Origin of the sequence: Neomoorella sulfitireducens, from assembly GCF_024733845.1 — a bacterium.
In the GTDB taxonomy this organism is placed as follows: Bacteria; Bacillota; DSM-521; order Neomoorellales; family Neomoorellaceae; genus Neomoorella; species Neomoorella sulfitireducens.
This window is the reverse complement of record NZ_JANRHG010000003.1, coordinates 170,857-185,807: the sequence shown is the minus strand read 5'-3', so window position 1 is coordinate 185,807 and position 14,951 is coordinate 170,857. Positions and strand designations below refer to the sequence as shown.

At 56.3% G+C, this 14,951-nt stretch carries 17 protein-coding genes; all 17 read right to left on the bottom strand.

Annotated features, from left to right (window positions below; all coding sequences use genetic code 11):
* Positions 1–2: 2 nt before the first annotated feature.
* A complete protein-coding gene (locus NWF31_RS05280) occupies positions 3–1,388 on the bottom strand; it encodes a peptidoglycan D,D-transpeptidase FtsI family protein (protein WP_258359462.1) in 1,386 nt (461 codons plus the stop codon).
* Positions 1,385–2,641: an FtsW/RodA/SpoVE family cell cycle protein gene (locus NWF31_RS05275; RefSeq protein ID WP_258359461.1), complete on the bottom strand. Its 1,257-nt coding sequence runs from the start codon at positions 2,639–2,641 to the stop codon at positions 1,385–1,387. The genes NWF31_RS05280 and NWF31_RS05275 overlap by 4 nt, the downstream gene beginning before the upstream one ends.
* The gene (locus tag NWF31_RS05270; protein WP_258359460.1) at positions 2,634–3,344 is read right to left on the bottom strand and encodes a Stp1/IreP family PP2C-type Ser/Thr phosphatase; all 711 of its coding nucleotides are present in this window, start codon (positions 3,342–3,344) and stop codon (positions 2,634–2,636) included. The genes NWF31_RS05275 and NWF31_RS05270 overlap by 8 nt, the downstream gene beginning before the upstream one ends.
* Positions 3,298–3,774, bottom strand: coding sequence for an FHA domain-containing protein (locus NWF31_RS05265; protein ID WP_258359459.1), 477 nt, complete (start codon positions 3,772–3,774; stop codon positions 3,298–3,300). Before NWF31_RS05265 ends, NWF31_RS05270 begins: the two co-directional genes overlap by 47 nt.
* An 18-nt stretch (positions 3,775–3,792) precedes the next feature.
* On the bottom strand, positions 3,793–4,542 hold the full coding sequence (locus NWF31_RS05260) for an FHA domain-containing protein (protein WP_258359458.1): 750 nt from the start codon (positions 4,540–4,542) through the stop codon (positions 3,793–3,795).
* Positions 4,542–5,609 (bottom strand): dual-specificity RNA methyltransferase RlmN, encoded by a 1,068-nt coding sequence (rlmN, locus tag NWF31_RS05255; protein ID WP_258359457.1) that lies wholly within the window; start codon positions 5,607–5,609, stop codon positions 4,542–4,544. Before rlmN ends, NWF31_RS05260 begins: the two co-directional genes overlap by 1 nt.
* 131 nt (positions 5,610–5,740) lie before the next feature.
* Positions 5,741–5,875, bottom strand: coding sequence for an AgrD family cyclic lactone autoinducer peptide (locus NWF31_RS05250; RefSeq protein WP_258359456.1), 135 nt, complete (start codon positions 5,873–5,875; stop codon positions 5,741–5,743).
* A gap of 27 nt (positions 5,876–5,902) precedes the next feature.
* Positions 5,903–6,544 (bottom strand): accessory gene regulator ArgB-like protein, encoded by a 642-nt coding sequence (locus tag NWF31_RS05245; protein WP_258359455.1) that lies wholly within the window; start codon positions 6,542–6,544, stop codon positions 5,903–5,905.
* A 90-nt stretch (positions 6,545–6,634) separates the two neighbouring features.
* The gene (locus NWF31_RS05240) at positions 6,635–7,495 is read right to left on the bottom strand and encodes a sensor histidine kinase (RefSeq protein WP_258359454.1); all 861 of its coding nucleotides are present in this window, start codon (positions 7,493–7,495) and stop codon (positions 6,635–6,637) included.
* Positions 7,485–7,991: a hypothetical protein gene (locus tag NWF31_RS05235; RefSeq protein WP_258359453.1), complete on the bottom strand. Its 507-nt coding sequence runs from the start codon at positions 7,989–7,991 to the stop codon at positions 7,485–7,487. Before NWF31_RS05235 ends, NWF31_RS05240 begins: the two co-directional genes overlap by 11 nt.
* A gap of 99 nt (positions 7,992–8,090) precedes the next feature.
* Complete coding sequence (rsmB, locus tag NWF31_RS05230) at positions 8,091–9,452, bottom strand: 16S rRNA (cytosine(967)-C(5))-methyltransferase RsmB (RefSeq protein WP_258359452.1); 1,362 nt, start codon at positions 9,450–9,452, stop codon at positions 8,091–8,093.
* A gap of 52 nt (positions 9,453–9,504) precedes the next feature.
* A complete protein-coding gene (locus NWF31_RS05225) occupies positions 9,505–10,311 on the bottom strand; it encodes a DUF116 domain-containing protein (RefSeq protein WP_258359451.1) in 807 nt (268 codons plus the stop codon).
* Complete coding sequence (gene fmt / locus NWF31_RS05220; protein WP_258359450.1) at positions 10,302–11,237, bottom strand: methionyl-tRNA formyltransferase; 936 nt, start codon at positions 11,235–11,237, stop codon at positions 10,302–10,304. The genes NWF31_RS05225 and fmt overlap by 10 nt, the downstream gene beginning before the upstream one ends.
* A 1-nt stretch (position 11,238) precedes the next feature.
* Positions 11,239–11,706 carry a peptide deformylase gene (gene def / locus NWF31_RS05215; RefSeq protein ID WP_258359449.1) on the bottom strand — a complete coding sequence of 156 codons (468 nt, stop codon included), beginning with the start codon at positions 11,704–11,706 and terminating at the stop codon, positions 11,239–11,241.
* Positions 11,707–11,722: 16 nt separating this feature from the next.
* Positions 11,723–14,137, bottom strand: a complete 2,415-nt coding sequence (gene priA / locus NWF31_RS05210) for a replication restart helicase PriA (RefSeq protein WP_258359448.1) — start codon at positions 14,135–14,137, stop codon at positions 11,723–11,725.
* A 93-nt stretch (positions 14,138–14,230) separates the two neighbouring features.
* Positions 14,231–14,659 carry a type II toxin-antitoxin system VapC family toxin gene (locus tag NWF31_RS05205; protein WP_258359447.1) on the bottom strand — a complete coding sequence of 143 codons (429 nt, stop codon included), beginning with the start codon at positions 14,657–14,659 and terminating at the stop codon, positions 14,231–14,233.
* Positions 14,640–14,897 carry an AbrB/MazE/SpoVT family DNA-binding domain-containing protein gene (locus tag NWF31_RS05200; RefSeq protein ID WP_258359446.1) on the bottom strand — a complete coding sequence of 86 codons (258 nt, stop codon included), beginning with the start codon at positions 14,895–14,897 and terminating at the stop codon, positions 14,640–14,642. The genes NWF31_RS05205 and NWF31_RS05200 overlap by 20 nt, the downstream gene beginning before the upstream one ends.
* Positions 14,898–14,951 lie beyond the last annotated feature (54 nt).

The following is a 14,951-nucleotide window of genomic DNA, read 5'->3' as shown; positions in this document are numbered from 1 at the left end:
TTTCACCGCCTCAAGGCTGCCGCCAGAATTTCCCGGGCCAGGGGGGCAGCTACCGCGCCACCCGCACCGGCGTTTTCTACGACAACGGCTACAGCTATCCGGGGGTCCTGGGCCGGGGCAAAGGCCACCAGCCAGGCATGGGTTTCGCCCCCCGGATTCTGGGCGGAACCTGTTTTGGCCGCCACCTGGATTCCCGCCAGGTTAACGGCCGTCGCCGTTCCACCGTTAACGGTCGCCACCATGGCTTCTTTAATCTCTTCAGCTATTCTAGCACTGGTAACCACCTGGAGGGGCCGCGGCACCGCCTCCCACAGGGACCGTCCGTCTGCTGCCGTTACCTTTTCGATCAGGTAGGGCTGCATTAAGATGCCTTTACCGGCAATAGCCGCCGTAACCGCAGCCATTTCCAGGGGCGTTGCCAGGACGGCGCCCTGGCCGATGGAAGCCTCGGCCAGAGAGCCGTCGTCCAGGCGGTCCGGCAGCCGGGATCCCGCCACCGGCAGGTCGAACTTTAAAGGTTTGTCAAAGCCGTACATGGCAGCTGTTTCTTTAAATTTCTCCGCCCCGGCTTCCAGGGCCAGGGTGGCAAAGGTAACGTTGCAGGAATACATCATAGCTTCCTGGAAATTAAGGTGGCCATGGGGCCGGGGACAGGTTAGCTTCCATCCCTGAACCTCCAGGTAACCCGGGCAGTAGAAATCGCGCTGTAAAATACCGGGGTCTGCTTCCAGGGCCGCAGTGGCCGTTATTAACTTCATAGTCGAACCCGGGGGATAGAGGCCCTGGATGGCCCGGTTCAGAAGGGGACTTGCAGCCCCGGGGCTGTTGATCCGGTTCCATTCCTCTTCCAGGCGGTTGGGGTCAAAGGAAGGGCTGCTGGCCAGCAGCAGGACGGCTCCGGTGCGCGGGTCCAGGGCCACAGCGGCCCCCCGCCGGCCGGCCAGGAGGTTCACTGCCAGGGTTTGCAGGTCTGCATCCAGGGTGAGATGCAGATTATTCCCCCGGGGAACCTGGCCCAACAGGCGCATGCTTTTATTAACCATGCCCTGCCACCCCGTAAGACCGAGGAGATCGCCGTCGCGTCCGGCCTCAAGGCCGCTGCTGCCAAAGCGGCCGGAAACGTAGCCCACCACGTGGGCCGTAGCCGGGCCAAAGGGATACTGGCGCCGGAATTCACCTGGTTCTCCCATCGTCCGGGCCAGGACCCTGCCGGCGCGATCATAAATTGTTCCTCGCGCCACCTGCTGTTCAACTTGACGCAAGCGCGGGTTCAGGGAGGTTAAATATAGTTTCTCCCCGGCTACAACCTGGATGTAAGTCAGGTAAACGGTGAGAATGACGAAAAAAACACCTGTCGCCAGGGCCAGGTTGCGCACTCCGGTCTTCATAATCCGGCCTCCCGGCCGGCGGCGCTTACATTGAGAAGTAAAGCCAGGAGGAGATAACTGATTATAAGGGAACTGCCACCGTAACTGACAAAGGGCAGGGTAACCCCTGTGAGGGGCAGGAGTTTACAGACACCGGCCATAATAATGAGGGCCTGAAAGGTGCAGAGTACGGTCAGCCCGCCGGCCAGCAGCACTCCCTGCTCCTCGGGGGCCCGGAGGGCGGCGCAAAAGCCCCGCAGGGCAAACAACAGGTACAGGAGGATAATCCCCAGGCTGCCCATTAGTCCCATTTCTTCACCCATGGTGGCAAAGATAAAGTCGGTGGCCACGGCCGGGATCACCTGGGAATAACCGAGGCCCAGGCCGGTGCCGATAATACCGCCGCTCCCAAGGGTAATCAGGGCCTGGACAACCTGGTAGCCGGCCCCGTTATAGTCTGCCCAGGGATTTATCCAGACGGCAATGCGCGTCCGGAGATAGGGAAAAATCATGTAGGCGATAACCGCACCCAGGCTGAACAAGGCCCCCCCTGCCATACAAAAGCGTAATTTGCCGGTAGCAAGGTAAAGCATGGCCAGGAAAGTTATGAGGAGAATCATGGCTGAACCCAGATCACGCTGCAGGACCAGTAAAAAAACTGCCAGGGCTACAGCCGCCAGGAGGGGGCCCCAGGATAAACGCCCTGCTCCCTGTAACAGTAGCTCTCTCCTATCGCTTAAATACCCGGCCAGGTACATTACCATGAGGACCTTGACGGCTTCTACCGGTTGCATACGGAATGAACCAAGGGTCAGCCAGCTCTTGGCCCCGCCGATGCGCGTCCCCAGGAGGACGGTAATAATAAGGAAAAAAAGACCCAGGGATAAAAAGAAGTAGGGATATTGCTCCAGGCGCTGGTAATCACGGAAACCGGCGGTTATGACGATAAGGACTAAAAGCCCCATTACCGTCCAGATAATCTGGCGATAAGCAAGGCCGGGATCAAGACGGAACAAAAAGATAAGTCCCAGGGATGTCAGGGTAGCCGCGATGGGGAGGAAATACTCATCGCCGCCGTGGCGGGTAACCCTTAAAACCAGGTGCACTCCCCAGAAGCCCCCCAGCAACAGGGCCAGGGCATAACCCGGATACCACCCCGTTTGCCCGGGAGAAAAAGTCACCATGTAGCCATAGCCGGCAACCAGGATTAAAGACGGCCAGATTAGCAGGGCCATCTCCTGCCCGCGGTTTGTACCGGTAACGCTTCTACTCATAAAGGGCCAACACCACCGTAACATTATCCGGCCCGCCGCGTTCCAGGGCCAGACGCAATAATTCGCGGGCGGCTTCGGCCAGTTCCCGGTGGCGGTTCATGATGTTAGCAAGCTCTTGATCGGGAATGACCTCATAAAGGCCGTCGGTACACAACAGCAAACGGTCTCCCCGCTTCATTTCAATTTCCCGGCTGTCGATAGCGGCCGTTCCATCAGTCCCCAGGGCCCGGGTAAGGATATTGCGCTGGGGATGCACGCGAGCTTCTTCGGTCGTCAACCCCCCGCTGCGGACAAGCTCGCCTACATAAGAATGATCGTTAGTTAATACCTGTAACTGTCCGCCGCGAAGCAGGTAGGCACGGCTGTCGCCGATATGGACCAGGAAGCCCTTCGAGCCCACAATCCAGACCGCCGTCATGGTTGTCCCCATACCGGCCCGCTCCTTGCTGGCAAGGGAGCACCGGTAAACCGTCTGGTTAGCGAATTCTGCTGCAGCCAGGAGGCGGGACAACGGCTCCCCTGCCGTACCGTCAAAAAGCCTCTCCTGCAGGGCCCGTAAAGCCAGGTGACTGGCAACTTCCCCGGCCTGATGCCCGCCCATACCGTCAGCTACGGCGAAAAGCCCCCGATCAACGTCGCTGATAAAACAATCTTCATTACCGGGTCGCACCAGTCCGGTATGGGAAAGGGCTTCGGCTCGCATCTTCCCACCCCACTTTAAAGGTTACACCGCCTAGCCGCACTTCATCACCGGGCCGTAAAACCACCGGTCCGTTCAATAACCGGCCGTTCACGTAAGTTCCATTGGTGCTGTTCATATCCAGCAACTGCCATTCTTCGCCGCGGCGGACTATTACAGCGTGACGGGCCGAAATATGGAAGTCATTAATTACGATATCATTTTGCCGGTCGCGGCCAATAGTAATATTTTCGCCGAGAGTATACCTTTCTCCTTTTTTTATCCCGGGGTTTTTTGTTTCCAGGACAGTTAAAACCGGCCGGCCGGTAGTGCCACGAGAACGTTTATATTCCGGTGCCAGTTCCAGGTACATTAGTTTCAAGGCATGCCACAGGAAAAGGTAGATTAAGATTACGAATATAAATCGCAAGCCTGCCAGTAAGAATTCTACCAAAATAACCACCCGTTCTTGCTAGCTTACCTGTAATTCTAACACAGTCCGGCCAACCTGCATACGGTCCCCGGGCTTCAGGAAGGCCCTTTCTACCTTCTTCCCGTTAACCAGGGTACCGTTGCGGCTACCCAGGTCCACCAGCAGGACCCGGTCATGGACTTCCTCCAGCTGGCAGTGGCGCCGGGATACCTGTTCGTCGGTAAGGATAAAATCACAGGCCGGCTGGCGGCCAAGGATATGTTTCCCGGGCTGCAGGAGAAAGGTACGCCCTGCGTCAGGCCCGTCGATAACTGCCAGCTTCAAGAAAGGCCGGCCGGGCCGGTCAACCCCTTCCGTATCGACGGCCCTGTAAATTAAAGTATCGCCTTCAACACGAGGGGCTTCCTCCTCCCCGGGCAGTCCTTCTTCCATGCGGGCGTGGATGCGCACCTCGCCCGGGGCCAGTTCGTCTTCTACTTCCAGCTCTACCCGGGGTTCACCGACCATAGTTAAGTTTTGCTCAGCTGCCTTCTTCTTTAAATAACCTGCCAGTTCCCCGGCAAGGGCATGCTCAAAGGCCGATAGACTTTCAAAATCCCCGGGATTTAAATAAACAAGGTAAACATTGGGTACATAGACACGGCTGACGCTGACCGTCCGCCGGGCAATCATAGTTTTGACCAGCTTTTTGGCAATTTCCACGGGTTGCAGGGGAATATCGGCACCACGGCGGAAAAGGTTGTCAAAAAGTCGCTGCCAGAAGCGCTCGTTTTTTTCCAGCAAATCCATTAATACACCTCCCAGCCGGTACTGCTGCGGAGCTGGCCGCAGGCAGCGGCGATATCCCGTCCCCGGCTTTCCCTAACGGCCGCTGCCAGGCCGGCTTCTTGCAACCAGGAAGCAAATAGCTCCGCCTTTCTCTGGCTAACGCCTTTGTAGGGACTGCCGGGAACCGGGTTCAAGGGAATAAGGTTGATAAAAGCCAGCACCCCCCGGAGTAACCCGGCCAGGCGCCTGGCGTCATCCCGGCGGTCATTGACCCCGGCTATGAGGGCGTATTCAAAGGTAACCCGCCGTCCTGTTAGCCGGCTATAGTAGCGGCAGGCCGGGATTAACTCTTCCAGGGGATACCGCCTGTTAATGGGCATTAACCGCTCCCGCAATTCATTGGTAGCGGCATGGAGAGATACCGCCAGTTCCAGGGCCGGCCTTTCCCCGGCCAGCCGCCTGATCTGGGGCACCAGGCCACAAGTAGAAATAGTAATACGCCGGTGACTTATACCCCAACCTTCCGGGTGGGCAAAAATACGTACCGCCTTTAAGACGGCCCGGTAATTAAGAAGGGGCTCGCCCATGCCCATAAATACAATATTGCTCAGGCGCGCCCCGGGTTCCTCCTGCTGCACGTCTTGCACCAGGGCCAAGGCCTGGAGGATAATTTCTCCCGGTGTAAGGTTGCGGCGGAAACCGCCCTGACCGGTGGCACAAAAGGCGCAACCCATGGCACAGCCCACCTGGCTGGACAGGCAGGCGGTATGCCGCCGGCGGCCATCTTTATAAGACATGAGTACACATTCTACGAGTTCGCCGTCCGCCAGGCGGAGCAGCAACTTCCTGGTCAAGCCGGTATCCGCTACCAGGCGGTTTTTAACCTCTACCGGCGGCAGTACAGCCTGGCCGGCCAGCCGGCTCCGGAAAACCCTGGGTAGGTCGGTCATTGCCTCCAGGCCGGCAACGCGACGGCGGTGGAGCCATTGAAAAAGCTGCTGGCCGCGGTAGGCTCCTTCACCCAGTTCCACCGCCAACTGCGCCAGTTCCTCGGGGAGCAGGCCCCGCAGGTCAATTCTGGTAGTCATAACCATCCCCTGGCAATATTATGAATGAAGCCATACCATAATATACCACATTATCCCCGGCCGGGGTCAATATAAAGAAAAAAGGGAGGCAGCCTCCCTTAGAACCCGGATATCTCTTTAATAGACTTCTTTTACTTCCTTAAATCTACCGGTACTTCCGGCTGGTGCCATACTAATACACTGGCCGGCCATACACTGCTGTTAGCCACCAGTACGGCCAGGGCCACACCCAGGGAACATACCATGGCTGCCAGTTTCCTCAACATAAAACTTCACCTCCTTTTCTCCAGCTTTTATCCCAGGGGCAGAATGCGTTTTAACAGGCTATCTGCCCAACCCACAGCAGTAAAACCAGCAGGTGTTAGGGCCAAGCTCTGGAATACTAGAGCCAGGAGGCTGGTGGCCAGGACGCTGCCGGGCCACCCCCGGTAACAACCGTATTCGATGATTGCAAACCAGAAAAGTAGCCATAAATAACAGGCTTTTTTTAACAGGGCCCGGCGCGCCGGGTTGATAATTGGTGCTGCCTCAACGTCTGCCGGTGCCCGGCGCCAGGCAATCAACAGGCCGGCCGTAAACACCGGCACTATAGCCCCCGGTAAATATCCCCCCAGGGCCCCTGGGAGCCAGCGTCCCAGAAAGGCCAAAATAACAAGGGTTAACAACGACAGGATTAGACAGCGGTAATAGGCGCTGCAGTGGACGCCGCCAGCCAGCAGGCGGTATGTGGCCATGGTTACAAGGGCGGCCATCATTTCCGGTACAAGATCCAGGTACCAGGCGGTCGCTGCAAAGATAACCAACTGCAGGCCCGCCCCCATGACCACCTCCAGGCCAAAGGCCACCACCTCCACCTCCGGTTTCCGGATGCCATCGGGCAGCCTGGAGACCAGGCAAGCGGCGGTGTTATGAGCTATATCATGAATGCTTAACAAGGTTTGTCTGCTCCATAAAGTTTGCTAATTATACCATATTATTCTACCTTATTCTTCATGTTTTCGCAAATTCCTTCCATCTTGACAATATTATTTCAATACAGGAAATCTTACTGTAAAAACCGTACCATGTTCGCTGCTGTAAACCTTAATCTGGCCGTTATGGGCTGCCACCAGCTTCTGGGCTATATACAACCCCTGGCCGTGGTTTTCTTTATCGTCTTTCTTGGTGGTAAAACCCCTTTCAAAGATTTTTTTCTGCAGTTCCAGGGGGATGGCCGGGCCAGTATTGCCCACCTCAAAGCAGTAATAATTATCGGCATTAAAAATCCGCAGCCAGATGCGTCTCTCCATCCCGGGCAGGGCGGCCATAGCGGCTTCGATGGCGTTGTCCAGGAGGTTGCCGAAGATGCTGGTTAGATCTGCCTGGGGTAGCAAAAAACCCTTTAAATCGCTGTTTATTTCGTATTGAAAGTTTATACCCCGTGCTTCCGCCGTGGCAGCCTTGGTCCGGAAAAGGGCCGCCAGCACCGGCTGGTTGACTTCGATAATTCGGGTGGGTTGGCTCACTTCGTTGCAAAGGGAGGTTATGTACTCCAGGGCGGCGTCGGCCATCTCCAGCTGCAACAGGCCGTAAACCGTTTGCAGGTGGCTGACGAAATCGTGGCGCTGGGCGCGTAAATTCTTCAGGCTCTCCTTTAGATTTTCTATGTATAGTTCCTGGCGCAGGAGCTGCATATCCCTGTTCGCCGTAGTAAATAAAATATATATCATGCCGGCAGAAGTTAGTAATAATAACAGTGAAAATACGATATATATTACCTGGTTTTGATCCGGGGAAAAAATAGGAAAGGTATGCCGCACACGATAGCTTAAATTAAAGATAACTATTAGTAAGGTCTGAAGTAGAACGAGGGCTATAATTGCCCACGTTAAATTTTTATTTTCCATCCTCTTTTTCCTCTTTTACTTCTAGTTCCGGCAGCTTACTACCGGCAATCAGGGAAAAATGCCGCCGCCTGCAATAATAGGCCATCACTCCCAGAATTATTTCATCGGGCAGAGGAAAAAGGACTCTAAGCCATGGATCGCGCAAGGCTACATCTATGCTAATCCCGGTTAAAGAAGAAACAAGGGGGATAGATATACTCTCAATAATTCCCAGGAGCAGGATGCCTAAAATAGAGGCTACCAAGCCCTTAATAAGGTTAACCCGCAGAGTCAATCGCATTAATAACGTAAATACCACTATTACCGTTAAAGTATGGATGCCAAAACTTACAGGTAAACGCCGGAAGAAAAAAGAAAATAAAGCCCCGATTATAGCAACGACAACAATCCCTCTCATCCGGGGATACTCGCCAACCAGGGCCAGGCCTAAGGTAATTATAATTATCTCCTCCGGTATTGATTGGAAGATCAAGGCCGTCCAGGGCATAATATCCATACATTTTCCTCCTTAAAGCATCCAAATTACCCTTCAACAATGGTAGTACGGGCATATAGGTTTTATTCTTCATAAAGGGATAAAATCCTGTTCCAGTTTTTACCTTTTTAAACGCGCCATAAAAAACCCGTCTGTACCGTGACGCTGGGGTAGAAACTGTAACCATCCCTGACGGGCAGCAGTCTCCAGGTCAGGCGGTACGGCCGGGAGCCAAGGTTGCAGGGAGGCGAGGGAAAATTCCCGCGCCCGGTCCAGGAACTGCCGGACGACTTCCTGGTTTTCCTCCGGGGCCAGGGAGCAGGTGCTGTATACTAAAATCCCGCCCGGCTTTAAAGCCCGCCTGGCTCCCAGGAGAATCTCCAGCTGCAGCCGGGCCATCTCCTTAATCCCGGCCAGTTCCTTACGCCAGCGGGCATCAGGCCGCCGGCGTAACACTCCCAGCCCGGAGCAGGGCGCATCTATAAGCAAATAATCGGCACGGCCGGGGTACCGTTCACCCAGCTCACGGGCATCTGCCAGGACCGTTTGCACGCAGGTTACCCCGAGGCGCCGGCAGTTTTCCTTAATTAGTTCCAGGCGGGAAGGATGGACGTCACAGGCGAGGATAGTACCCCGGCCGGCCATAAGCTGGGCCAGGTGCGTGGTCTTGCCGCCGGGGGCGGCGCTGGCATCAATGACAAAAGACCCCGGGGCCGGCTTTAAAGCATGGCTCACCAGCTGGGAGCCTTCATCCTGGACATAGAACAGCCCCTCCCGGAAGGAAGGGCTGGCTTCTACCGCCCCCAGGCCTTCAATTATAAGGCCCTCCGGGGCATAGGCGGCAGGCCTTGTCGATACACCCTCGTCGCCGAGGCGCGCGGCCAGGCTGTCCCTTGTCGTCTTCAGGGTATTGACGCGGATAACCAGGGGAGCCGGTTCATTATCCGCGCGGCAGAGCCCTTCTGTCTCTTCATAGCCAAACTGCGCCAGCCATTTCTCTACCAGCCAGCGGGGGTGATAATAGCGTAAGGAAAGGTAACCAGCAGGGTCCATCTCCGGATCAGGAAACGGCAGATTAACTTTGCGGCGTTCCAGGTTGCGCAGGACACCGTTTACCAGACCTGCCGTACCCCGGTGCCCGTATTTTTTGGCCAGTTCTACCGTTTCATAAATGGCCGCCCGCGCCGGTATCCGTGGAAAAAACATGACCTGGGCGCCGCCCAGGCGTAAAAGGCAGCGGATCCAAGGCGGGAGTTTTGCCAGGGGGTATTTTAAAAAAAGGCTTACGGCCCAGTCAAGGGTATGCCATGCCTTGATGGTGCTGTAGGCCAGCTCCGTAGCCAGGGTACGTTCGCGACCCTCAAGGCCGGAGGCTTTAAGGACTTCATCCAGGGCAAGGCCAGCGAAGGCCCCCTCCTCCGTCACCCGGTAAATTACCTGCAAGGCTGCCTCCCGGGCCGAGGCGGCTGGCCTGAGTTTCAACCCGTTGTTACCTCCTTACGAAAAGTTTCCGGTAAAACCGGCGACGGGACTTCTATACACTGCTGCTGACGCCCCAGCCTTCACTGCATACCTGGGGTTTGCTGATTGGTTTACCATACAGGAAAAACTCAATGGCCTGCTCAACCTGGCTTATATTAACCTGGGTATTGAGGCATGGTCCATGGGGCCTCAAATTCAATATTCCCAGCACAGGCATGGGCTGGGTATCCTGGATACCACTGGTTAAATCGCGCTCGCAGGCAATGGCCACTACCGCCCGGGGCCGGTATTGTTTGACAAAATGCCGGGCCAGGGTGCCCCCGGTGGCCACGGCCAGGCGGACACAGTACTTTTCAGCCACGGCATGAAGGGAATCCACAGGGCAACGACCACAGCGGCGGCAGTTATAAACGTCAATGGTAATTTTATGGGGGCAATCGCTCCACTGCAGGCAATGGGGAGCCAGGAGGAGAATTTTCCCGGGCTCGATACGTAGGCCCTGGAGGCGCACCAGCTGGTTGTTCATTTCAATAAAGGAGGCTTTAATATTATTTTCCTTTACTCCCAGGCGCCTTCCCAGGGCCAAAGCTATAGGAAAAAGGGTATTAACGGCTATCAATCCCAGGCGCCGGAAGAAGGGGAGGCTGCGCTCCTGCCAGAGAATCCATACCAGCCCGACGATCCCCAGGGCAATAATAAGGAAAAGGAGGACCAGGGTAAAAACCCCCAGGACCAGGAGGATGCGATTGAGCATGCCGGTATGGTGAACCAGGAGATACCAGCTGCCTGCCAGCACGGCAGTTATAAATAAAAGGCTCAGGGCCAGCAAACCGATAAAAAGACGCTTTTTTATCCGCATCCCAGCACCTCTCCCATTGTCAGGGGATACCCCCGCAGGTAGGCGTCCGCCGGCATAATCTTTTTCCCCTGGGGCTGGACGGCAGTGATGAGGAGCCTGCCCCTGCCCGCCTGGACGACAAAACCTTCACCCGTTACCGCCACCACCTGGCCCGGCACCCCGGCGGCTGCCGCATCTAAAATCCTGGCGCCATAAACCTTCAGGCGTTCCCCGGCCCGCAGGGTGTAGGCTCCCGGCCAGGGGTTCAAGCCGCGGATGAGGTTATAGATTGTTTCTGCCGGCTGCTCCCAGTTAATCATTTCTTCTTCCGGCCTCAGGGGCGGGGCGTAGGTGGCCAGGGCTTCATCCTGGGGCTGCCGGGGTGCCCGGCTGGCGGCCACCAGGTCAAGGGTATTTTCCAGGAGCCCTGCACCCATGACGGCCAGCCGGTCGTGGATTTCCCCGGTGGTAGCATCAGGGCCAATGGAAAGTTTCTCCTGAAGGATGATATCGCCGGCGTCCAGCCGGGAAACCATCCACATGGTAGTTACCCCGGTTTCTGTTTCGCCGTTCATTACCGCCCGGTGGATGGGAGCCGCTCCCCGGTAGCGGGGTAAAAGGGAAGCGTGCAGGTTGATACAACCCTTCAACGGCAAGTCCAGGATTTCCTGCGGCAAGATACGGCCGAAGGCAACAACCACAATGACTTCGGGCCGCCACTCCTTGAGCAGGGTTAAAAATTCTCCCTCTTTCATGTTTGCCGGCTGGCATACCGGCAACCCCGCCGCTGCCGCCACTTCTTTAACCGGGGGAGGCTGGAGTTTTTTCCCCCTGCCCCGGGGGCGGTCGGGCTGCGTGACCACGCCGGTAATCTCATGTCTGGAACCTAGCAGGGCTTTCAGGGAGGGTACGGCAAAATCCGGCGTACCCATAAAGACTAGGCGCATACTATCGCTCCTCCGGAGTGCTTTCCAGCCAGCGCACGACTTTGTCGATAAACAATACCCCGTCCAGGTGGTCGATCTCATGCTGCAGGGCACGCGCCAGGAGGCCTTCTGCCCTTATCTCCCTCTCTTTACCATGGCGGTCCAGGCCCCTTACGGTTACGGTTGCCGCCCGCGGGACTTCTCCCTGGGCTCCGGGAACGCTCAGGCAACCCTCTGGTCCTACATCCCTTCCGCCGGCTGCTATTATTTCCGGATTTATGAGCTCGATTAGACCCTCACCTACATCAACGACAATAACCCGCTTTAAGACCCCGATCTGGGGAGCAGCCAGGCCCACCCCGGGAGCGTCGTACATGGTATCGGCCAGGTTGTCCAATAGTTTCCAGATGTTGGGGGTAATCCTTTTAACTGCCTGCGACTTTTCCCGTAAAATGGGGTCAGGGTGGATTAATATCTGGTGAATAGCCAACTTTCTTTGCCTCCAGTTACCAGGGATTAATAGGGCCTACATCTACTATCATGCGGACATTATGGCGGTTACGGTATGCTGCCAGGGTTTCAGCCAGGTGATGCTTATAACGCGACCAGCCGGGTACTTTGAGGATCAGCTGCCAGCGGTAATGATCCTTAACCCGGGACGGGTAACCGGGAGCCGGGCCCAGGACCTGGATTTTGCTCCCTTTACTGTTAATTAACCCGGCCACCTCATGGGCAGTTTCAATAACCCCGGCTTCATCAGGACCGGTAAAACCCAGGCGCACCAATTTTATAAAGGGAGGATAGCACAGGCGGTGGCGCATGCCTATCTCCTGCTCGTAAAACTTATTATAATCCTGGATCGCAGCCAGGGTAATGGCCGGGTCGTGGGGGTTATAAGTCTGAATAATGACTTCACCCGCTACGGCCCGGCGGCCTGCCCGGCCGGCTACCTGGGTTAACAGCTGGAAGGTACGTTCCCGGGCGCGAAAGTCCGGCTGGTACAGGGACAAATCGGCGTTAACCACACCCACCAGGGCGACACCGGGAAAATCCATGCCTTTGGTAATGGTCTGGGTCCCGACAAGGATATCGGCCTGGCCGTCAGCAAAGGTATGATAGATCTCTTCCCACCGGCCCTTCCTGGCCGTCGTATCCCCATCGGCTCGTAAGATCCTGGCCCCGGGCCATAAAGCCCGCGCTTCTTCTTCCACCCGCTGGGTGCCGGAACCTAAACGCACCAGGTTGCCGCCGCATACGGGACACCGGGTTCCCCCTTTTTCTATGTAGCCGCAATAATGGCAGCGCAGGGTGCCGTCCCGGTGGTAGGTAAGGGCCACGGCACAATGCCGGCACAAAGGAACGTGGCCGCAGTGGCGGCAAAGGATATAGTGGGCGTAGCCGCGCCGGTTTAAAAACAGAATAACCTGTCTTCCTGCTGCCAGCGCACCCGATATGCCCTGCTCCAGGCGCCGGCTCAAAACACCCTGGTGGCCGGCCCGGAATTCGGCCCGCAAATCAACTATTTCCACCCGGGGGAGGTTTACATTTCCCGGCCGCCGGGGCAGCTCTAACAGCTTTATTTTACCCTGCCGGGCCAGGTAAAATATCTCAGTGCTCGGGGTGGCGCTCCCCAGGACCACCACCGCTCCTTCCAGTTGCCCCCGCTTGATGGCCACCTCGCGGGCGTCATACCGGGGCGCAGCATCCTGCTTGTAGCTGCCGGCGTGTTCTTCATCAACAACGATGAGGCCCAGGCGCGGCATGGGGGTAAAAAGGGCCGAGCGGGTGCCCGTTATAACCCTAGCTTCTCCCCGGCGGGCCTGCTCCCACACGGTTGCCCTTTCGCCGGCAGCCAGTTCCCCGTGAACAACCGCCGCTTCTTCCCCCAGCCTTTCCTTTACCCGGGTCACCATCTGGGGAATCAGGGAGTGTTCCGGAACTAGGAATAAAACCTGGTAGCCCCTGGCAAGAGCCTCTGCGGCACAGTGCAGGTAGACCTCGGTTTTACCGCTGCCGGTAACACCGTGGAGTAAAAAGGTACCCCCCCGTCCCAGGGCGGCGTTGATACACCCCGCGGCTTTTTCTTGAGCCGAATTAAGTTTTATTTGCGAGCCTGTCCCCTTATGAACTGCGGGTGGTAACGGGGTAATTTTAATTAGCCCCTGTTCTTCCAGGCGTTTTAAGGCGGTGTATCCCCCGCTGGCAGCAAGGCCGGCGACCGGCCGGGGGCCGCCGTCCAGGAGGCTCTTCAGGATAGCCGCCTGGCGCGGAGCTTTTTTTACCAGGAATTCTATCCTCGCGGCCGCTCCTTCCCCGGGTATTACCCAGCGGGTTTGTCTCTCATGGGGTGACCCGCGCCAGGACCATTCTTCCCGGATCAGGCCGTGGGATTTTAGCGCGGTTAATACCTTGATAAGCTCCTGCCGGTGACCGAACTGCCGTAACCGGTCTTCCCCGGCTACCCGGCGGCCGGCCAGGTAGGCGGCCACGGCTCCGGCCGGCACGGGCAGGCAGCTGGCCAGCTTTAACGCCTCTTCCGTTTCGCCTCCTGCGGCCGGCAGCCAGCACCACCGGCGCTCTAAGCGCCGGCCTGTTGCCGGCGGCAGGAGGGCAGTAATGGCCACGGCCAGTGGATACAAATAACGCCCTGCCAGGTAGCGGCCAAGTTCAATCATCCCCGGCGGCAGGAAATCCCCCTCCAGCAAAGCGCTGATGTCCTTTAACCCGCTCCGGTCCGTTGTATCCGGAAGGGCGACTACCACTCCTGTGACCAATCGCTTTCCCACCGGGACCAGGACCAGCGAGCCCTCTTTCACCCGGGAAGCAAGCTCCGGCGGGACCGTATAAGTTAGCGTACCAGTGTTACTTCCGGCGTAAACAGGGGCCGAGTTAACGGCTACTTCTACCAGCAAATTCGCCAACTCGACCCCCTCCTGGTTAACTGATCTATTATATTCATTATAACAGGATTGTCACTATTGGTTAAAGGATGATTTAAGCCGGGCTGCTCCCGGTTAATCCCGGCCCAGCCAGATTAAGGGGAAGCCCAGTTTAACGCTGGCATTCTTTATTTCCGGATCACCAGTCACTACAGCAGCTTTTTTCTTTAATGCCACAGCAATGGCATAAGCATCGGCATAAGACAGAGCACAGGATGCCTTTACCCTGGCGGCCATCATCGTTAAATCTTCGTCACCTGCTAAAAACTCTACCGGCCACTTTTTTACCGTTTCCAGTACCTTTTCAGCTTCTATTTTTCCATATTTCCGGTATACCCGGTAATATACTTCACCTAAATTTATCCACGTCATGAATAGCCGCACATTGTTGTCCCCGGCCTTCTTTAGTAGCAGAGCTACTTCTTCAGCTCCGGTTTCATCCTCCAGGTAACAAATGACGGCATATGTGTCAAGAACAAAATATTTATGGTAACTGCCGTTCATGATCTTCCTCTAATTTACGTTCTTCCCGCTTATAGGCGGTATGGGTTTTTATCAATGATTGCTTACCTTTCAACATGCCTCGCGCATCTTTAACGGGATCAACCGGGGCAGGGGTAATAACGATTTGCCCTTCCTTCTCTGTAATTATCGCCCTTCCCGGCGCCTGGAGACCATATTTTTGGCGTAATTGAGCAGGAATAACCACTTGACCCTTAGCGGAAACCTTCACCGTCGGCATTAACCCACACCTCTCTTTTGCCTTACCTCCAACTTTATTGTAAAACTTAATGAT